The 18,870-nt window shown below is 56.6% G+C and carries 19 protein-coding genes; all 19 read right to left on the bottom strand.

Annotated features, from left to right (window positions below; translation table 11 throughout):
• Positions 1 to 142 precede the first annotated feature (142 nt).
• The 19 genes from EG886_RS07335 to infB all read right to left on the bottom strand — a co-directional run bounded on the left by EG886_RS07335 (position 143) and on the right by infB (position 18,858).
• Positions 143 to 1,747 (bottom strand): ribonuclease J, encoded by a 1,605-nt coding sequence (locus EG886_RS07335; protein ID WP_241154431.1) that lies wholly within the window; start codon positions 1,745 to 1,747, stop codon positions 143 to 145.
• A gap of 313 nt (positions 1,748 to 2,060) precedes the next feature.
• On the bottom strand, positions 2,061 to 2,939 hold the full coding sequence (gene dapA / locus EG886_RS07340; protein WP_124727524.1) for a 4-hydroxy-tetrahydrodipicolinate synthase: 879 nt from the start codon (positions 2,937 to 2,939) through the stop codon (positions 2,061 to 2,063).
• Between the two features lie 21 nt (positions 2,940 to 2,960).
• Positions 2,961 to 4,190, bottom strand: a complete 1,230-nt coding sequence (dapG, locus tag EG886_RS07345; RefSeq protein WP_124727525.1) for an aspartate kinase — start codon at positions 4,188 to 4,190, stop codon at positions 2,961 to 2,963.
• A 22-nt stretch (positions 4,191 to 4,212) separates the two neighbouring features.
• Entirely contained in the window at positions 4,213 to 5,247 is a 1,035-nt protein-coding gene (locus EG886_RS07350) for an aspartate-semialdehyde dehydrogenase (RefSeq protein ID WP_124727526.1), read from the bottom strand.
• A gap of 135 nt (positions 5,248 to 5,382) precedes the next feature.
• A complete protein-coding gene (locus EG886_RS07355; RefSeq protein ID WP_124727527.1) occupies positions 5,383 to 5,985 on the bottom strand; it encodes a dipicolinate synthase subunit B in 603 nt (200 codons plus the stop codon).
• Positions 5,982 to 6,881, bottom strand: coding sequence for a dipicolinate synthase subunit DpsA (gene dpsA, locus EG886_RS07360; RefSeq protein ID WP_124727528.1), 900 nt, complete (start codon positions 6,879 to 6,881; stop codon positions 5,982 to 5,984). The genes EG886_RS07355 and dpsA overlap by 4 nt, the downstream gene beginning before the upstream one ends.
• 77 nt (positions 6,882 to 6,958) lie before the next feature.
• Positions 6,959 to 7,207, bottom strand: a complete 249-nt coding sequence (locus tag EG886_RS07365) for a YlmC/YmxH family sporulation protein (RefSeq protein WP_124727529.1) — start codon at positions 7,205 to 7,207, stop codon at positions 6,959 to 6,961.
• An 89-nt stretch (positions 7,208 to 7,296) separates the two neighbouring features.
• Entirely contained in the window at positions 7,297 to 7,512 is a 216-nt protein-coding gene (locus EG886_RS07370; RefSeq protein ID WP_124727530.1) for a Spo0E family sporulation regulatory protein-aspartic acid phosphatase, read from the bottom strand.
• Between the two features lie 17 nt (positions 7,513 to 7,529).
• Positions 7,530 to 7,970, bottom strand: coding sequence for a dUTP diphosphatase (gene dut, locus EG886_RS07375; protein WP_124727531.1), 441 nt, complete (start codon positions 7,968 to 7,970; stop codon positions 7,530 to 7,532).
• A gap of 4 nt (positions 7,971 to 7,974) precedes the next feature.
• Positions 7,975 to 9,219, bottom strand: a complete 1,245-nt coding sequence (locus EG886_RS07380) for a M16 family metallopeptidase (protein ID WP_124727532.1) — start codon at positions 9,217 to 9,219, stop codon at positions 7,975 to 7,977.
• An 81-nt stretch (positions 9,220 to 9,300) separates the two neighbouring features.
• Complete coding sequence (locus tag EG886_RS07385) at positions 9,301 to 10,275, bottom strand: polysaccharide deacetylase family protein (RefSeq protein WP_124727533.1); 975 nt, start codon at positions 10,273 to 10,275, stop codon at positions 9,301 to 9,303.
• A gap of 99 nt (positions 10,276 to 10,374) precedes the next feature.
• Complete coding sequence (gene pnp / locus EG886_RS07390) at positions 10,375 to 12,495, bottom strand: polyribonucleotide nucleotidyltransferase (protein ID WP_124727534.1); 2,121 nt, start codon at positions 12,493 to 12,495, stop codon at positions 10,375 to 10,377.
• 134 nt (positions 12,496 to 12,629) lie between these two features.
• Complete coding sequence (gene rpsO / locus EG886_RS07395) at positions 12,630 to 12,899, bottom strand: 30S ribosomal protein S15 (protein ID WP_124727535.1); 270 nt, start codon at positions 12,897 to 12,899, stop codon at positions 12,630 to 12,632.
• A gap of 146 nt (positions 12,900 to 13,045) precedes the next feature.
• The gene (locus EG886_RS07400; RefSeq protein ID WP_164491720.1) at positions 13,046 to 13,987 is read right to left on the bottom strand and encodes a bifunctional riboflavin kinase/FAD synthetase; all 942 of its coding nucleotides are present in this window, start codon (positions 13,985 to 13,987) and stop codon (positions 13,046 to 13,048) included.
• 1 nt (position 13,988) lies between these two features.
• Positions 13,989 to 14,891 carry a tRNA pseudouridine(55) synthase TruB gene (truB, locus tag EG886_RS07405; protein WP_124727537.1) on the bottom strand — a complete coding sequence of 301 codons (903 nt, stop codon included), beginning with the start codon at positions 14,889 to 14,891 and terminating at the stop codon, positions 13,989 to 13,991.
• Positions 14,888 to 15,865: a DHH family phosphoesterase gene (locus tag EG886_RS07410; RefSeq protein ID WP_124727538.1), complete on the bottom strand. Its 978-nt coding sequence runs from the start codon at positions 15,863 to 15,865 to the stop codon at positions 14,888 to 14,890. The genes truB and EG886_RS07410 overlap by 4 nt, the downstream gene beginning before the upstream one ends.
• Positions 15,849 to 16,220, bottom strand: a complete 372-nt coding sequence (gene rbfA, locus EG886_RS07415; protein ID WP_124727539.1) for a 30S ribosome-binding factor RbfA — start codon at positions 16,218 to 16,220, stop codon at positions 15,849 to 15,851. Before rbfA ends, EG886_RS07410 begins: the two co-directional genes overlap by 17 nt.
• A 26-nt stretch (positions 16,221 to 16,246) precedes the next feature.
• Positions 16,247 to 16,528: a DUF503 domain-containing protein gene (locus tag EG886_RS07420; RefSeq protein ID WP_124727540.1), complete on the bottom strand. Its 282-nt coding sequence runs from the start codon at positions 16,526 to 16,528 to the stop codon at positions 16,247 to 16,249.
• A 5-nt stretch (positions 16,529 to 16,533) separates the two neighbouring features.
• Positions 16,534 to 18,858, bottom strand: a complete 2,325-nt coding sequence (gene infB / locus EG886_RS07425; RefSeq protein ID WP_241154432.1) for a translation initiation factor IF-2 — start codon at positions 18,856 to 18,858, stop codon at positions 16,534 to 16,536.
• Between the last annotated feature and the right edge of the window lie 12 nt (positions 18,859 to 18,870).

Genomic DNA, 18,870 nt, shown 5'->3' on the forward strand with positions numbered 1-18,870 from the left:
TCATGGAACACACACATCATCCTCTCTGCGGACTCTTCCGTAGTATGTGCAAGGCTTCCCCGTCTCAGCCAAAATCCCGTGCAAAAGAAAAATCGCCGCCATTTCCGAAGGAAATGACGGCGATGCATGTCGAATGGATCAGCTACACTTCCATGATGATCGGCAGGATCATCGGACGGCGGCGGGTCCGTTCGAACAGAAATTTGCTGAGCGAATCACGGATGCTCGTCTTCAGGGATGCCCATTCGCTCACCTGGTCTTTCATGCATTTTTCCATGGTTTGACTGACGATCCGATTCGCTTCTTCCATCAGTTGTTCAGATTCGCGAACGTAGACGAACCCGCGCGAGATGATATCCGGACCGGACAAAATGCTTCCGTTGGCTTTGCTCAGGGTGACGACAACGACCAAAATCCCATCTTGAGAAAGAAGTTTGCGGTCTCTCAGCACGATGTTTCCAACGTCTCCGACGCCCAAACCGTCAATCAGCACTTTGCCAGTCGGGATTTTCGGACCGAATCTGGCTCGACCGCCGGAAATCTCGACGGTGTCTCCATTGTCGCAAATAAAAATGTTTTCGGGGCGAACGCCCACGGATTCGGCAAGTTGGGCGTGAGCCCGCAACATGCGGTACTCACCGTGAATCGGAATGAAGTATTTGGGCTTCATCAGACTGAGCATCAGTTTCAAATCATCCTGGGAACCATGCCCGGAAACATGTACGTGGGAAGTGGCGCTGTACACCACATCAGCGCCGATCCGGAACAGCTGGTCCACCGTCCGGCCAATCAGTTTCTCGTTCCCCGGAATGGGAGTGGCAGCGATGATCACCGTGTCCCCCGGAAGGATTTCCACTTTCCGGTGAGAGGCGTTGGCCATGCGGGTGAGTGCCGACATCGACTCTCCCTGGCTGCCGGTGGAGATCACGGCCACTTTGTTCGCGGGGAGTCTGTTGATTTCATCAGGTTCAATCAGGAGATCCGGAGGAATGTGCAGGTAACCGAGTTCCGAAGCAATGTTAACCACATTGACCATGCTTCGGCCGACGACCGCCAATTTGCGGCCGTACATCACGCACGCGTCGACCACCTGTTGAATCCGGTGAATGTTCGATGCGAACGTGGCCACGATCACCCGTTGTTTCGCTTTCCGAAACACTTCCTTGATTCCTTCACCCACCGTTCGTTCCGAACCGGTGAATCCGGGGCGCTCCGCATTGGTGCTGTCGGAAAGAAGGCACAAAACCCCCCGGTTACCGATCTCCGCCATCTTGTGGAGGTCGGCATGTTTGTCATTGACGGGAGTCAGGTCAAACTTGAAATCCCCGGTGTGAACCACCAGTCCTTCCGGGGTCTCCACGCAGACTCCCACCGAGTCCGGAATGCTGTGATTGGTGTTGAAAAACGTCGCCTTCAGGTGGGTGCCCAGGCGAATCTCCGATTGGTTGTTGATGACGACCCGCTTCGTATCATGAAGCAAATGGGCTTCCCGCAATTTGTGTTCGACCAGTCCCATCGTGAGTCGTGTGGCGTAGATGGGAACGTTCAGCTGACGCAGAATGTACGGAAGCCCGCCGATATGGTCTTCATGTCCGTGCGTCAGGATGATTCCACGTACTTTTTCCCGATTTTCCAAAAGGTATGTGATGTCCGGAATGACAATGTCGATGCCCAGCATGTCCTCTTCCGGGAACATGAGCCCTGCGTCAATGACCACAATGTCATTCTCGTATTGCACCACATACATGTTTTTTCCGATTTCATCCAACCCACCGAGAGCAAAGATGTAAAGTTTGCCTCGTTGGTTTTTGTGCAACAAAGTACCCTCCTACAGTGAAGTTGCCGTCACCCGAACCGCACAATCTCACTTGAACTCATTATATACGATTGAAAAATCACGATGCAAGAGAATTGACGAACCCGTGACCAAAACGGCTCGCCGTCGTCCTCCGGGGCGGAAAGGGATTTTACGGCGACGAAAAAAGGGGGTTCCGCCCGCCCGTTTTCGGGCGAAAGCGAAAACCCCCGTGCTTTTCCGGATCATCGACCGCGATGGAAGATCACCGTGCCAACGCATCCACCCATGCGTCCGTTTGCGGTCTCAGCCCTTCGTCCATGGGCGCCAGCGGCAGGCGAACATGAGGCTCGCACCAACCGAGACGCGCCATGGCGTATTTGAGCGGAACCGGGCTGGTGGTCACGAACAATCCGTTGAACACCGGAAGCAGCTTTTGGTGAATGGCCAGGGCTTTTTGATGATCGCCGGCGAAGAAGGACTCCATCATTTCTTTCATTTCCCGGCCGACCAGATGGCTGGCCACGCTGACCACTCCGACGCCTCCCACGGCGAGAATCGGCAAAGTCAGATTGTCATCCCCGCTGTAGACGGCGACGCCTTCCGGGAGGGAAGCGACCAGCCGCGAAATCTGATTCAGATCCCCGCTTGCTTCCTTGACGGCCACCACGTTGTCCAGACGGGCAAGCCGGACCGTCGTTTCCACGCTCATGTTGACGCTCGTTCGACCGGGCACGTTGTACAGCATGACCGGCAGACGCGTGGATTCGGCCACCGCCTTGAAATGGAGGTACAGCCCCTCCTGGGACGGTTTGTTGTAATACGGAGACACCAGCATGACTCCGTCCACCCCGATTTCTTCCGCCTCTTTGGTCAGGCGGATGCTGTCGGCGGTGTTGTTGCTGCCCGTTCCGGCAATCACCTTCACCCGTCCGGCCACTTTTTCCTTCGTGAAACGGAACAGCTCCAGTTTCTCGTCATGACTGAGCGCGGGAGATTCAGCCGTGGTTCCGGAGACGACGATGGCGTCGTTTCCGCTTTCAATCAATCGCTCAATCAGCTCACCGAGACGCGGCCAGTCAATGGACAGATCCCGGGTGAACGGCGTGGCCATGGCCGTGATCAATCTTCCGAATTGCATGATGTGCTTCCTCCTTCCAATTCCTCACGATTCGTGCAACCGGTGAAGTCCGAACTTCCTGTGCAGAGCCCGAACGGCTTTCACCATGTCGCCGCCCCGGACCAACACCCAAATCGTTGTGTGGGAATCGGCCGATTGCAAAATTTGAATATCCTCTTCCGTGAGCGCCTCGGAAATTTTCGCCATCACTCCCGGAACACCCGCAATGCCTGCTCCGACCACGGACACTTTGGCGCATTGGGGAAGCAGCTCGGGCTGAAGGCCCAGGTCGCGCAAAATCGCTTCCGCCTGATCCGCCAGCTCATCATAGACCGTATAGGCGATCTCGCTGGGATTGACACTGATGAAATCGACGCTGATCCCCGCATCCGCCATCGCTTTGAACACTTTCAGCTGCGAATCGTACTCTCCCTGCTTCAGGCGAATTTTCACCTGCGTGACCCCGGGCATTTGGGTGATCCCGATGATGGTCAGATCACGAACCTCTCCCGCCAGCCTGCCGATTTCGGACAGATTGGTGACCAGCGTTCCGGGATGGTCGGACATCGTGGAGCGCACCCGGATGGGGATGTTGGCCTGTGCGGCGATTTCCACCGCGCGGGGATGAATCACCTTGGCTCCTTGAAACGCCAGGTTGCAAATCTCGGTATACGTCACTTTTTCCAGCTGGGCCGCATCCTCCACGATCCTCGGATCGGCGGTCATGATGCCTTCCACATCGGTGAAAATGTCCACATATTCGGCGCGGAGAGCCGCTCCCAGCGCGGTGGCCGTGGTGTCGCTTCCGCCGCGTCCGAGCGTGGTGATTTCGCCGTCCGTGGTCTGCCCTTGAAATCCGGTCACGATCACTACTTTTCCCTCGTCCAGTTCCCGGAGAATGCGTTTGGGATTGACCGTGATGATCTGGGCGTTGTTGTGATGTCCCGTGGTGATGATGCCCGCTTGTCCACCGGTGAGGACGCAGTTGGGGATTTCCCTTTCGGACAACATGGAAGACAGGACGGCCGCGGAGATCAGTTCCCCGCAGCTCATCAGCAAATCCTTCTCCCGCGGAGCCAATTGATTTCCGTATTGACGGGCCAGTTCCAAAAGCGTGTCGGTGGCGTACGGATCTCCTTTTCTCCCCATGGCCGAGACGACAACCACCAACCGGTACTCCCGGGCCAACGCGGTCCGGATATGATGAAGCACACGTTCCCGCTGCTCGGCGGTGGCCACGGAAGTACCGCCGAATTTCTGTACGAGGATTCCCATACCGTATCCCTTCTTGTCTGTTCTATTTCATGGAGATGAGGGTTTCGGCGATTTGGATGGCATTGACGGCGGCGCCTTTCAGCAGGTTGTCGGATACCACCCACATGTTGAGGCCTCTCGGGTGCGTCAGATCCCGGCGGATCCGTCCGACGAACACTTCGCTTTTGCCTTCGGATTCGAGCGGAGTCGGATAGACTTGTTGAAGGATGTCATCCTGCACGACCACCCCCGGCGCCTCCGCCAGCAGGGCGCGAACCTCTTCCAGATCATATTCCTGCTTCAGTTCCACGTACACCGATTCACTGTGTCCCGTCATGACCGGCACACGGACGCACGTGGCCGTCACTCCGATGGATTCGTCTCCGAAGATTTTCTTGGTTTCGTTCACCATTTTCATTTCTTCGAAGGTGAATCCGTTCTCTTCGCCCACATCCACTTGCGGAATGACGTTGAACGCCATCTGCACATGTTTGTTCAACCGACCGACCGGCAGGATCCGGGGGTTTACCTCTTCTCCCGCCAACACGGCCCGTGTCTGCCGCTCCAGCTCCGCCGCGGCGCTTGCCCCCGCTCCGGACACGGCCTGGTACGTGGAAACAATGATGCGGTCAATCCCGTACCGGTCAAGGAGCGGTTTGAGCGCCACCACCATCTGAATGGTCGAACAGTTCGGGTTGGCAATGATTCCCTTGTGACGGCGAACGGCTTCCGCGTTGACTTCGGGAACCACAAGCGGCACCTCCGGATCCATCCGGAATGCGCTGCTGTTGTCGATCACCACGGTTCCCCGTTTCACGGCTTCGGGAGCCAGCTGTTTGCTGACACTTCCCCCGGCGGAAAACAGGGCGATGTCCACTCCCTCGAACGCGTCGGCAGCGGCTTCGATCACCGTGACGTCTTCCCCGCGGAACCGGATCTTCGTGCCTGCCGAACGACCGGAGGCCATCGGTACGAGCCGCCGGACGGGAAAATTGCGTTCCTCCAGATATTTGACCATTTGGCGGCCGACCGCGCCCGTCGAGCCGACGACCGCCACCGTGTATCCCTGTTCAGACATTGGTTTGTTTCCCCTCCCGGATCCCCTTTTGCCTCAGAAGAAAGGAACCCCCGGCAACATGCCGCAGGGGGACCCGTCATTTTTCCTGGGAAAAGGGATTGGAAAATCCTTTTCTTCACGAAAATCTCTTTTCTATTATGAATTCAAATCCCGCCATTTTTCAACCAGCATTGGCTGAAGTTGTTTTCCTTCGATTGCGGCCAAACACGTTTCCGGGATCAGTTCCATGCGGGCCACCATGGATTTCGGTTTCTTTTGCGGGTTGTCTTGTCCGAACGGGACAAAATAAATATCTTTGGCGGCAAGAAGCTTGGCAAGATTGAAACTGTTGAGACCGAGAGCGTCGTTGGTGGAAACGGCCAGCACGACCGGCCGGTGATTGCGCATCTGAGCCTTGGCCGCCATCAAAATCGGGCCGTCCGTCAGAGCGTTTGCCAATCTGGCCATCGTATTTCCCGTACACGGCGCGATCACCAGACAATCCAGCGTTCCGTTCGGTCCGAAAGGTTCCACTTCCTGGATGGTGGTCAGGGGATCTTTGCCGGTGAGATCACGAATCATTCGCTTCCAATGCTCCGCCGTTCCGAACCGGCTGTCCACGGTGGCCACCGTGTGGGAAATGATCGGGATCACGTCGGCTCCCAATTCCACCAAACGTTTCATCTGAGGGAGCACTTCATCATGGGTGCAGTGAGAACCCGTCATGCCGAATCCGATGGTCAGTCCGTCAAATTTCATGGGGTCAGACCCTCCTCACGGCTGTTCTCTTCCATCAGTTCCATGATGGTTCGGGCCAGAATTCTTCCCGCCGTCTTGGGAGCGACGATTCCCGGCAAACTCGGTGCAAGAATCGCCTTGATGCCGCGTTTTTCCGCAAACGCGTAGTCAACGCCCCCCGGCTTGGAAGCCAAATCGATGATCACCACGTCATGCCGGGCACGGGAAAGAACTTGAGCGGTGAGCACCAAGGCCGGAACGGTGTTGAAGACGATGTCCGCTTCCCGCATGTGTTCGCCCAATTCCGCCAGATCAAACGCCTCCATCCCCATTTCCGTCGCCCGTGCCTTGTGGGCGGATTGCCGAACGCCCACGCGCACCTTGGCGCCGATGGCGTGAAGGGTTCTCGCGAGGGACATGCCGCATCTTCCCAATCCCAGAACAAGGCAAACCGAACCGTGGATGGTGAAGTCGGTATGCTGAATGGCCATCATCAGAGCGCCTTCCGTCGTCGGAATCGAATTGTAGATGGCCACGTCATCCCGTTCCAGAAGTTCAAACAGCCGGACCTGATGACGACCGCACAGATCCCGGAGATACGGCCGGGCCATCCCGGCAAACACCACGGCTTTCTCCGGCAATGCGGCAATGTGTTCCTCCGTGATCGTCAATTGCTTGGAGGTAAACACGCTTTGCACGTTTCCCTCGTCATCCGTCCCCACGATGGGCAACACCAGAATGTCGGCGCTTTCCAGCACTTTGGGCGACAAGTCGCGTTGGGACGCCCCGCTGAACGGACTTTGCAGATTGTCATAGCCGATCAGGCTCACTTTGGCACCCGCTTCAATGAAACTCTTGATCACTTCCAGTTGACGTGCGTCTCCTCCCAGAAATACCGCATGCTTTCCTGCCAGCATTCCCTTAGCCCCTTTCCCCCCGCTTCTGCAGCTGAGAGTCTGTTCAGTCCCATCATATGAGACCGCTGGGCTGAGGGTTACTTTCCGTAAGCACGTTCCGCGGTGTCGACAATGATCATTTCGGCCCCCACTTTTTTCACTTTTTGCCACGGAAGTTCCAGTTGACGGGACTGTTTGCGAAACCAGGAGACGTGAAGGGGAATGAGAAGGGCTTCGATTCTTCCGGTTTCCGGATCGATTCTGAGATCGGCGTGGGAAAAATGGCCCAGCTTCTCTCCTCCCTTCACGTCGACGCATTCTTTCTCCACCAGTTCACTCCAGCGCATCCCGATCCCCCCGTCATCTTGTGCTGTTATGAATGTTATCGGGCCTTGCCCGAAAACATGACTTCCGCCAAAACAAAAAAGCCGGCGAATCAATCGCCGACGGATCGGGGTCCCGACATGGTGCTTGACGTTCGCATTTTCCGCTTTTGCACTTCCAAAATCAACGCATCGAGCCGCCTCGACAGCGGAAGCACGCTGTCATCGGACAAGCGGGCCGGGTCATGGCCGACTGCTTCATGAAGCTGCCTTCTGAGCATTTCCAGCTCGACTTCCGACCGGTCTTCCGGCCAATAAGGTTCCGCCATGAGGCATGCACCTCTTCTTATGTTCCCGTGTGTCCGAAACCTCCCGCGCCACGGGCGGTATCATCCAGTTTGTCCACCCGGACCAGTCGAATTTCGGGCACGAGGGAAAACACGAGTTGGGCGATGCGGTCTCCCCGCTTCACTTCAAACGGTTGTTCCCCGAGATTCAGCAAAATCACGCCGATTTCACCCCGATAATCGGCATCCACCGTCCCGGGGGTATTGAGAACCGTCACCCCCTGCTTCAGTGCCAGCCCGCTTCTCGGCCGGACCTGAGCTTCCAGCGAAGAGGGCATGGAAACGGCAATCCCGGTCGGGATCAGTTTCCACTTTCCGGGCCCGATCACGACAGGTTCGGTCACTGCCGCATGCAGATCGAAGCCGCTGGCACCCTCGGACATTTTGACCGGAAGAGGCAAATCTTCATTTCCCGGCAATTGAATGACTTTGACATCCATGGTTTCAGTTCCTCCCGAATCCGCCCGGAACTTTGCCATCCGGCGAAATCAGCGCGAGCGACATGGATGAGGAGAAGATCTCTTTTGCCAATTCGTTCACTTCATCCAACGTGATCCGATCCACGCTCTCCACGATTTCGTCCAATGTGAGATGGCGACCCAGCAACAGTTCATTCCGACCCAACCGGCTCATCCGGTTGTTGCTGCTTTCGAGCCCGAGCATCAGACTGCTCTTCAGTTGTTCCTTTGCTTTGGAAAGCTCCCGCGGCGTCAACCCCTTCACGCAGATGTCCGCGAGGATCTCCCGCACGCATTCCACCACTTCGTCTTCCTGACCGTGTTTCGTTCCGGCATAAACGGCGAACAAGCCCGCATCCTTGTGTGCCGAATGATAAGAATAGACGGAATAGGCCAATCCGCGTTCTTCACGCACTTCCTGGAAAAGACGGGAACTCATGTTGCCACCGAGCACGTTGTTCAGGAGCACCAGCGTGTAAATCCGCGAATCTCCCACCGGAAGTCCCGGCATCCCCAGGCAAATGTGGGATTGCTCCGTCGGTTTCCGGCGGATTTTGATCCCCGGGTGAAACCGCGGCGGGGCTCCCCGCTCCGGCTTGGGTCCTCCCTGATGCCGGGAGAAGATCCGTTCGATCTCCTCCAGAAAATCGTCCGGCAAGTTTCCGGCAACCGCGATGACCACGTTTTCCGGAACATAATGTTGTTCAAGATAGCGGAGGATGTCCTCACGCGTGAAGCTCTCCACGGTTTCCACGCTCCCGAGAACGGGTCGTCCCAGTGCATGGTCTCCGGCGGAAGCTTCGGCCAAAAGATCGTGAACCAGATCGTCGGGAGTATCTTCCACCATCCGGATCTCTTCGATGATCACTTTTTTCTCTTTCCGAATCTCTTCTTCGGCGAAAACGGAATCGAAAAACATGTCCGCCAAAATGGACAGGGATGTGGAAAAATGCTGGTCCAGCACTTTCGCGTAATAACAGGTGATCTCCTTGGATGTGAAAGCATTGACATGGCCGCCGATCTCATCGAACGCTTCGGCCAACTGCCGGGCGGTCCGCGTTTTGGTACCCTTGAACATCATGTGTTCAATGAAGTGCGAAATCCCGTTCAATTCCGGGGTTTCATTTTCCGATCCGGTCCCGACCCAAATCCCCATGGAGACGGACCGCACATGGGGAATTTTTTCCGCAACAATTCGAAGACCGCTTTCCAGTGTATGTCTGATGATCAAAAGGGAACCTCCTTGTCTTTGGAAGAAAAAAATGAGCGGCTTCCGCGCCACAGTATTCCTACTATATCAAAACCGTCCCGGTCACTCAATCGCCTCCGGCCGCTTCGGAGAAAGGACCTCTGACACCGTCCCCCACCGCAAACCTTTGCGCCTGCCCTCCTCCAGAATGCCCGGAAGCGCCAACACCGTCCGGTCCGTCGGATGAGTCAGAACCAGACTGCCGGGCTCCAGTTTTTCCCTCATCGTCCGGATCATCCTGTCGGGCGTCACCGATTTGCGCCAATCGACGGTATCCACGGTCCAAAGCACCATTCCCATCCCGTGGGCGCGGCTCACCTCCGCCACCTGGCGGTTGAAATCACCGGCCGGCGGAGCAAACCAACGGCTCTTCACTTTCAACGTTTCGGCGATGAGCTCGTTGGTCCTGCCGATTTCCCGTTCGATTTGTCCGCGGGAAATGCGGCTCATCAACGGATGAGACCATGCATGATTGCCAATCTCATGGCCTTCGGCGTGAATGCGCCGCGCCATGTCCGGATTCTTTTGGAGCCAGGATCCGTCCAGGAAAAACGTGGCTTTCACATTCTCCCGGCGAAGAATCGCCAACATGTCGGGAATGTGTTCTGTGCCCCACGCAACATTGACCATGAGCGCAGTCATCCGCTTCTCCGGATTTCCGCGATAGATCGGCTCGGCTCCCAAGTCTTCCAGGGAAACCTTGGGCGGAACCTGGCGATAGACCCACGCGATCTTGCGATGATCTTTTTGCTTCAGCGTTTTTTCCAGTGTGGCACGCACGTCGACTTCAAGCCCGTTCAGTCCGGGAATGGCCTTCCAGATCGGATCCACCCTGGCATCCACGGGAGGTTTGTACCTTTTGGGCGCTTCCTTCTCAATCCGCCGGCCCAATTCTTCCTCCGCGTCCGAGGCAAAAAAAGCCGGTACCCATTCCCCTTTGCGAACCGTATTCACATATGACGTAACCGCCACGGATTCGGCGACCATCCATGTGCACACCAACAAAGCGATCAGAGCCGTCAACCGGCGTAGGTGCATGGCTCGTACCTCCTTTGGCATTACCCTATGCCGGTCGCGAATCCCCTATGCCACACGGAAAACGACGTAAAAAAAGAGGCAGATTGCTCTGTCTCTTTTTTAACGAACCACTTTTTTGTCCTGAGCCGCTTCCTTGAGCACCGCTTTGCGGGAGAGATTGATGCGCCCCTGGTCGTCGATTTCGGTCACTTTCACGGTGATGGAGTCGCCGACACTGCAAACGTCGCTCACTTTGGCCACCCGGTTCAGATCAAGCTGCGAGATGTGCACCAGCCCTTCTTTGCCCGGGAAGATTTCGACGAATGCGCCGTATTTCTCCACACGTTTGACAATGCCCACGTACGTTTCGCCGACCACCACTTCGCGGACGAGATCTTCGATGATTTGTTTGGCCCGTTCGTTTTGCTTCACGTCGGGAGATGCGATATAAATGCGTCCGTCCTGTTCGATGTCGATCTTGACACCCGTTTCGTCGATGATCTTGTTGATCACGCGGCCGCTGGGCCCGATGACGTCACGGATTTTGTCGGGATGAATGCGCATGGTGAGGATTTTCGGCGCATAGGGCGAAAGTTCCTTGCGCGGCTCACGGATCACCTGCGTCATGTTGTCCAGGAGTTTCATCCGGGCAACTTTTGCCTGTTCCAGTGCTTTTTCGAGAATCTGGCGGTTGATGTTGGAAATCTTGATGTCCATCTGCAGGGCCGTGACTCCTTTGGCGGTTCCCGCCACCTTGAAGTCCATGTCCCCCAAATGGTCCTCCAACCCCTGGATGTCGGTGAGGACCACCACTCGGTCTGCTTCCTTGACAAGCCCCATCGCAATGCCGGCAACCGGTGCCTTGATGGGAACGCCGGCGCTCATCAATGCGAGGGTGGAGGCACAAATGCTCGCTTGGCTGGTGGAGCCGTTGGATTCCAGTACTTCCGACACAAGGCGAATGGTGTAGGGGAATTCATCCTCGGACGGAATGACCGGTTCCAGCGCGCGTTCACCAAGTGCCCCGTGACCGATTTCCCGGCGCCCCGGAGCCCTGAGGGGTCTCGCCTCCCCGACGGAATAGGGGGGGAAATTGTAATGATGCATGAACCGCTTGGATTCTTCAAGGTCCAACCCATCGAGAATCTGCACGTCTCCGAGCGCGCCGAGCGTACACACCGACAAAACCTGGGTCTGTCCGCGACGGAACAGTCCGGAACCGTGCGCGCGGGGCAGGATGTCGATTTCACTGCTCAGGGGACGAATCTCGTCGTGCTTTCGACCGTCCGGACGCTTTCCTTCCTCCACGATCAAACGGCGCACTTCTTCTTTCAGCACCTTGTCAAACACGTGGAGAACGTCCTTTTCCCGTTCGGCGTACGCCTCTTCGCCCCATTCGGTCAAAAACGCTTCCAGCATGGTGTTTTTGACCGCATCGATCGCTTCCTGGCGGGCCTGTTTTTCCACCACCTGAATCGCGTCGATGAGCGGTTCCGTCACCCGGTTTCTCACCTCGGACTCGATTTCGGCATCCACTTGGTACAAAACGGGTTCCATCTTGGGCTTTCCGACCTGTGCGGCGATTTCTTCCTGGAAAGCGACCAGCTTTTTCACTTCATCATGTCCGAACAAAATCGCCTCGAGAATGACGTCCTCGGGAATCTCCTCGGAACCTGCTTCAACCATGTTGACGCCGTCTTTCGTTCCGGCCACCACCAGATGCAAATCGGAGCGTTCCATCTGTTCGACGGTGGGATTCAACACGAATTTGCCGTCGACACGACCCACGATCACACCGGCAATGGGACCGCCGAACGGAATGTCCGAGATGGTGAGTGCCACCGAGGCTCCGATCATGGCGGCGATTTCCGAGGAACAATCCTGGTCCACCGACATGACCGTCGTCACCACTTGCACTTCGTTGCGAAATCCCTCTTCAAACAGGGGGCGAATCGGACGGTCGATCAATCGGCTGGCCAGCACCGCTTTTTCACTGGGCCGCCCTTCCCTCTTGATGAATCCGCCGGGAATTTTTCCGACGGCATAAAGACGTTCTTCATAGTTGACCGTCAGCGGAAAAAAATCCGTCTCTTTCGGTTCCTTCGAAGCAGTGGCCGTCGCCAGCACCGCCGTGTCCCCGTATCGCACCATCACGGCTCCGTTGGCAAGCCCCGCGTATTTCCCGATTTCAAGAACCAGCTTCCGTCCGGCCAAATCCCGTTCAAATATTACCGGTTCCATGGTACAAGCCTTTCCCCCTCTCAGAAAAACAGGACAAACATTCCGTAATTCTTCATATGTACATTATGTTCCTTCCCATAGTCGTTTAAAAGACGCATATGACAAAAAGCGGGGCAACACGCCCCGCTTCCGCCTTATCGACGCAGTCCGAGTTTTTCAATCAGAGCACGATAACGGGTGATGTCCTTCTCTTTCAGGTAGTTCAGCAGGTTACGGCGTTGTCCGACCATTTTCAGGAGTCCGCGGCGGGAGTGATGGTCTTTCTTGTGCTCCTTCAGGTGCGTGTTCAACTCGTTGATCCGGTAGGTCAGGATGGCAATTTGCACTTCCGGAGAACCGGTATCGCTCTCGCTGAGTCTGAATTGCTCGATGATTTCACGTTTCCGTTCGTTGGTCAATGCCATGAATGTATACCTCCTTGTTCATGAGCCCCCTTGCCCCAGACCACCGCCGAGGCCATCGGTCATCCGAGACAGGGTTTTCCGCCGGCGAACCTCGCCGACACCGGTTAAGTATAACATACCGCTTGAAAGAGTACAATCAGGAAAACTCATTCCACGCGCGCCAACCAGGATTCCGCCTGATCCCGGTCACGACGGATCTGTTCCGCCAATTCCTCCAGAGAAGAAAACTTTCTTTCTTCACGGAGAAAATGCAGAAATTCCACGCGCAGAACCCGCCCGTACAGATCTCCGCTGAAGCCGAGCACATGCACTTCGAGACGTTCTTTCGGCTCGGGATCATGGATGGTGGGTCTGATGCCGATGTTCATCACCCCGTGTTCCGCGAGTCCGTCCGCATCGGTCACCCGGACCACGTACACGCCTCTTTTCGGGAGCAGATAAGGCTCATCCGGTTCCAGATTGGCCGTGGGAAAGCCCAGCTGTCTCCCTCTTCGGTCCCCAGGAACGACCGTTCCCTCCAAGGAGTAAAATCTGCCGAGAATGTCACGGGCGATCTCCATGTCCCCTTCGGACAGAGCTTTCCGCAAGCGGGTGCTGCTCACGGGAACGCCCCCGGATTCGATGGGAGCGATCACCCGGGTGACGAAACGCCCTTCGGCCAGTTCGGGGAGATCGGCGGCCTTTCCTTCCGCTCCCCGTCCGAACGCGAAATTGAACCCGGTGACGACGGCACGCACCCCCAGCGGTACGAGGACGCCATCGACAAACCGCTTTTTGTCAAGGCCGGCCAGCACCGGATCGAACCGCATGACATAAGCCCGTTTCACACCGAGCCGACGAAATTGACCGAGCTTTTCGGGGAGGGGGGTGAGAAACCGATGAATCTGTTCTTTGCCGAGGACTTGCCGCGGATGGGGATCAAAAGTCATCACCGCCGGCACAGCCCCCAGTTCCTCCCCCAGCCGGATCGCCTCGGCGATCACCGCTTGATGTCCCCGGTGAACGCCGTCAAAAAAACCGATGGCCAATGACACCGGTTCGCCGGAAGACGGCAATCCGTCCGGATAACTGAGTCTGATTGTCTCCATGTCATTCCACATCCCGAAACACTTTTTCCGGCTTGGCCGTCCCGTCCGGGAGCCATCGGTACAAAGCAAGAAAACGGCCCGTCTCATCCAGGACGCGAACAAGCCGGCTTTCACCCGGACTTTCCCCGGGAAGCAACGAAACTCCGTCATATACCTGTTTTGCTTCCTCCTGGGACACCACCAGGGCGGGGAGTTGACCGAGCACTTCGCCGAGCGGGATGACCGCCCGTTCCCAATCTCCGCGCGCCGCGATCTCCCGAAGCTCTTCAAATCCGAAACAATCCTCGCTTCGGAACGGACCGCTCGCCGTCCGCACCAAGGATGACATGTGGGCGGGAGCGCCCAATGCTTTTCCCAGATCCACACACAACGTACGGATGTATGTCCCTTTGGAGCAAAGCACGTCAAACCGGATTTCCGGGTACTCACCCTCCACTATTTCCCGGAGTCGCAATTCATGAATCGTCACTTTCCGCGCGGGGCGGTCCACCACGCGACCTTCCCTGGCCAGCTCATAAAGGCGGCGCCCTCCCACCTTGACGGCCGAATACATCGGAGGAATCTGTTCGATCTCACCGGTGAATGTTTCGAACACTTCTTCCACCCGTCGGTTGGAGGGGGCGGAAACCGGCTTTCTTTCCACGACGCGACCGGTGGCATCTTCGGTTTCCGTGGAGATTCCCAGACAGAGTGTCGCCGAATACTCCTTGGGCAGATCCTGCAGATATTCCACCAGGCGGGTGGCCTGTCCGAGGCAAACCGGCAAAACCCCTTCCACTTCCGGATCCAGGGTTCCCGTGTGCCCGGCCCGCTTCTGACCGGTCCATCTCCGAACCTTGGCCACCACATCATGGGAAGTGCAACCCTTCGGTTTCCAGACGGCCAGTAGACCGTGAATCGTCACTGACCGTCCCTCCCCAGCTCGGCCCGAACATGTTGCAGGATCATTTGCTCCACTTCATCCAATGTTCCCCGCGCGGTGAATCCGGCCGCCCGCGCATGGCCGCCTCCGCCCAGCTCCTTGGCGATTTTGCCCACATCCACGCGTTCTCTGGATCGCAAACTCACCTTGACGGATCCGGCGTCGCTTTCCCTGATCAGGATCCCCACGTCCACGCCGATAATGTTCCTCGCATAGTTGACGATTCCGTCGACATCCTGTCGGGATTGACCCGACTGCTCGAAATCTTCCCGACGCAACCGGATCCAGGCGATTTTTCCGTCTTCCGATCTTTGCAGGGACGAAAGCGCAATGCGGATCAACCGGATCTGTTCCATGGTGAGCGTCTCCAGAACGAGGTCCGCGATCCGGTGGGCATGCGCTCCCGTTTCAACCAACTTCGCCGCTTTGCGGAAAACGGCGGGAGTTGCGTTGGAATAGCGGAACCCTCCGGTATCCGTCAACAAACCGGTGTACACCGTGCCCGCCAACGCATCGTCCCAATCGACGGCGCCTCCGTCAATCCAGTCAAACAGAATCTCCGCCGTGGCTGCCGCCCGGGGAACCACCACGTTCACATCACCGAACAGATCATTGGTGACGTGATGATCCACGTTGGCGACCCGTGCGCTTTCCGCAAACAGGTTCACGGCCGTTCCGATTCTCGCCCGGTCGGCACAATCCAGCGCAATCACCGTGTCAAACATCCCGTCCACTTCCTCCGGGAGGCGGATTTCATCCGCCCCCGGCAGGAAAAGAAATTTGTCGGGGACGGGAGATTCGTTCACCATCGTGACTTCCTTTCCCAATTTGCGAAGGGCATATCCCATCGCCAGCGTGGATCCGATCGCGTCACCGTCCGGATTCAGGTGGGACACCACCAGAAAACGGGTGCCTCGTTCGATAAACCGGTTCAGGGCATCAAACGTTTGATTCATGATCCCCCAACTCCCGGTTGTTGACTTCCCTGAGCAGCCGGTTGATGTGTTCGCTGTGTTCAAGGGATTCATCCATGACAAACATGAGATCCGGCACCAAACGAAGTTTGATTCTCCGGCCGATCTCCGTTCGGATGTACCCTTTGGCCTTCTCCAAAGCGGCCAGAGCCTGTTGTTTTTGTTCGGGGGATCCGAGCACGCTGACGTACACCTTTGCAATCTGCAAATCCCCGCTCATTTCCACCGCGGTGACGGTGACAAAGCCGATTCTCGGATCCTTGATTTCCCGTTGCAGGATCTGGCTCAATTCCTTTTTCACCTGTTCACCGACTCGGCTGACCCGAATGCGAGCCATATTCCGTTCCCTCCCGTGAATGAGCCCTAAACAAAGGTGACAAACTGATCAAGAATCTCCAAGCCGTCCGTCGATTCCAGCAAACGGAGCGCCTCCGCCAACTCTTTTTCCACCACTTTCAGGCTGCTTCCGACGCCGGCGACGGCCAGCCGGGTGAACCGTGGGTCATCCTGCCGGCCGACTTCGGCGACGGAGAGATTGAGCCGGTTGCGGAGCTTGTCAAGCCCGCTCCGGATCACGCGACGCTTGTCTTTGAGGGAAAAGGAAGCCGGAATGTGTCCTTCCACCGTCAACACTCCGACGTGCATGGACGTCACTTCCGTTCCACTTCCTGGATCACGAAGATCTCGATCATGTCGCCTTCCTTGATGTCATTGTAGTTCTGGATGGTGAGTCCGCATTCATATCCTTGAGCCACTTCGCGGACGTCATCCTTGAACCGCTTCAGCGTATCCAGTTTGCCTTCATGAATGACGATCCCGTCACGAATCAGGCGAACCTGTCCGTCACGCACCACTTTTCCTTCCGTGACATAGCAACCGGCAATGGTTCCGACTTTGGAAACCTTGAAAATTTGGCGAACTTCCGCCATCCCGACGACTTTTTCCTCCAGCTCCGGATCCAGCATCCCTTTCATGGCCGATTCGATTTCCTGAATCACATCGTAAATCACGCGATGGAGGCGAATTTCAACTTTTTCCTGTTCCGCGGTCGTACGGGCGTGGGAATCGGGCCGAACGTTGAACCCGATGATGATGGCGTTGGAAGCGGAAGCGAGCGTGACGTCCGATTCGTTGATCGCACCCACGGCCGCGTGAATGATCCGCACCCGGACACCTTCCACGTCGATTTTCTCCAGCGCCATCCGCAAAGCCTCCGCCGAACCTTGCACGTCGGCTTTGATGATGACGTTGAGCTCCTTCATTTGACCTTGCTTGATCCAATCTCCCAGGTCCATCAGAGAGACCCGTCCCTGGGCCTTGCGCTCCGCTTCCCGGGCACGCGCCAGACGTTTCTCCGCGATGGCGCGACCTTTCTTCTCATCTTCGAAGACCATGAACTGGTCACCCGGGTTGGGAACATCGGGCAGACCCAGAATCTCCACGGGCATGGACGGAGGTGCGGCTTTCACCCGCCGACCCCGGTCATTGACCATGGCGCGGATTTTTCCGAAGTAATTTCCGGCCACGATGCCGTCGCCCACCTTGAGGGTGCCGTTTTGAACCAGAACCGTCGCCACGGCTCCCCGTCCCTTGTCGACTTCCGCCTCAATGACAACCCCGCGGGCGCGTTTGTTCGGGTTGGCTTTGAGCTCAAGGATCTCCGCCTGCAGCAGGATCATTTCCAAGAGTTCATCGATTCCTTGCCCGGTGAGAGCCGAAACGGGAACGAAAATGGTTTCTCCGCCCCATTCTTCCGGAACCAGTTCGTATTCCATCAACTGTTGCTTGACGCGGTCCGGGTTGGCTTCCAATTTGTCCATCTTGTTCACCGCAACGATGATCGGAACTTTCGCCGCTTTGGCATGGTTGATCGCTTCCACGGTTTGCGGCATCACGCCGTCATCCGCCGCAACCACCAACACGGTGATGTCGGTGGCCTGCGCTCCGCGGGCCCGCATGGTGGTGAATGCCTCGTGTCCGGGCGTATCGAGGAAGGTGATTTTCTTCCCGTTCACTTCCACTTGGTACGCACCGATATGCTGCGTGATCCCGCCGGCTTCTCCGGCAGTCACGTTGGTTTGGCGAATTTTGTCCAGCAAAGTGGTTTTCCCGTGGTCAACGTGTCCCATGATGGTGACGACGGGCGGGCGTTCCACCAGGTCCTCGGGTGCGTCGGTTTCCACCTGTTCCTCGAAGTTGGATTCGTCCACTTCCTCTTTGTAATTCAGGACCACCTGGAATTCCTCTGCAATCACGGACATGGTTTCCACGTCGATCTCCTGGTTGATCGTCGCCATCACGCCGTGGGTGATCAATTTTTTGATGACCGCGGATGCTTCCCGGCGCAGCAGTTTGGCGAATTCACCGACGGTCATCGGACCCGTGACGGTGATCTCCTTCGGCAGGACCGGCGCCTGCTTCTCACGCGGCTCCTGTCTTCTGTCGCCTTTTTTCTTTCCTTTTCCCTTGCCGAACTTGTTTCCTTTGGCATCATCCCGGAATTTGTTGAACTTTCCTTTCCGCTGGTCGGATTTCTTGTTCTTATCCAGACGGGTTTCGTTCAAATCCTCGATGTCCTCCCGTTCGGGTTTGAGATTTTCGGCGACGCGCGGCGCCGGTCTGCGCGTTTCATCCCGCTTGGGTCGCGCGGATCTGCCTTGTGCCTGGGAAGAACCCTGTCCCGTTTTTTCCGTTTGAACCGTTCCTTGGGCCGCTCCTTCGCGATTCTGCCTTTGCCCTTGGCCGGAACGTCCTCCTCTGCGCCCTTGCGGGCGACTTTTCTTTTTTTCCTGTCCTTTCTTCTGTTCGCGTTGCTCTTCCCGGGTGTTGCCGGTATCTCCCGCAGAAGCGTTTTCTCTGACTTGCTTTACAAACTGTTCCACCTTTTTTATCATTCCTTCATCCATCACGCTCATGTGATTGTTCACTTTCACGCCCATCCGGTCCAGGATGGTCAGAATCTCCTTACTGCTCATGTTCACGTTTTT

Origin of the sequence: Staphylospora marina (assembly GCF_003856495.1) — a bacterium.
In the GTDB taxonomy this organism is placed as follows: Bacteria; Bacillota; Bacilli; order Thermoactinomycetales; family Thermoactinomycetaceae; genus Staphylospora; species Staphylospora marina.

Excerpts from the sequence above, each read along its gene's own strand:
- EG886_RS07335 (WP_241154431.1), bottom strand. The coding sequence starts at position 1,747 with ATGTATGTGGTGCAATACGAGAATGACATTGTGGTCATTGACGCAGGG.
- dapG (WP_124727525.1), bottom strand. The coding sequence starts at position 4,190 with ATGGGAATCCTCGTACAGAAATTCGGCGGTACTTCCGTGGCCACCGCC.
- EG886_RS07350 (WP_124727526.1), bottom strand. The coding sequence starts at position 5,247 with ATGTCTGAACAGGGATACACGGTGGCGGTCGTCGGCTCGACGGGCGCG.
- EG886_RS07355 (WP_124727527.1), bottom strand. The coding sequence starts at position 5,985 with ATGAAATTTGACGGACTGACCATCGGATTCGGCATGACGGGTTCTCAC.
- dpsA (WP_124727528.1), bottom strand. The coding sequence starts at position 6,881 with ATGCTGGCAGGAAAGCATGCGGTATTTCTGGGAGGAGACGCACGTCAA.
- EG886_RS07365 (WP_124727529.1), bottom strand. The coding sequence starts at position 7,207 with ATGCGCTGGAGTGAACTGGTGGAGAAAGAATGCGTCGACGTGAAGGGA.
- EG886_RS07370 (WP_124727530.1), bottom strand. The coding sequence starts at position 7,512 with ATGGCGGAACCTTATTGGCCGGAAGACCGGTCGGAAGTCGAGCTGGAA.
- dut (WP_124727531.1), bottom strand. The coding sequence starts at position 7,970 with ATGGATGTCAAAGTCATTCAATTGCCGGGAAATGAAGATTTGCCTCTT.
- EG886_RS07385 (WP_124727533.1), bottom strand. The coding sequence starts at position 10,275 with ATGCACCTACGCCGGTTGACGGCTCTGATCGCTTTGTTGGTGTGCACA.
- pnp (WP_124727534.1), bottom strand. The coding sequence starts at position 12,495 with ATGGAACCGGTAATATTTGAACGGGATTTGGCCGGACGGAAGCTGGTT.
- rpsO (WP_124727535.1), bottom strand. The coding sequence starts at position 12,899 with ATGGCATTGACCAACGAACGGAAACGTGAAATCATCGAGCAATTCAGA.
- EG886_RS07400 (WP_164491720.1), bottom strand. The coding sequence starts at position 13,987 with ATGGAGACAATCAGACTCAGTTATCCGGACGGATTGCCGTCTTCCGGC.
- EG886_RS07410 (WP_124727538.1), bottom strand. The coding sequence starts at position 15,865 with ATGAATCAAACGTTTGATGCCCTGAACCGGTTTATCGAACGAGGCACC.
- rbfA (WP_124727539.1), bottom strand. The coding sequence starts at position 16,220 with ATGGCTCGCATTCGGGTCAGCCGAGTCGGTGAACAGGTGAAAAAGGAA.
- EG886_RS07420 (WP_124727540.1), bottom strand. The coding sequence starts at position 16,528 with ATGCACGTCGGAGTGTTGACGGTGGAAGGACACATTCCGGCTTCCTTT.
- infB (WP_241154432.1), bottom strand. The coding sequence starts at position 18,858 with ATGAGCAGTAAGGAGATTCTGACCATCCTGGACCGGATGGGCGTGAAA.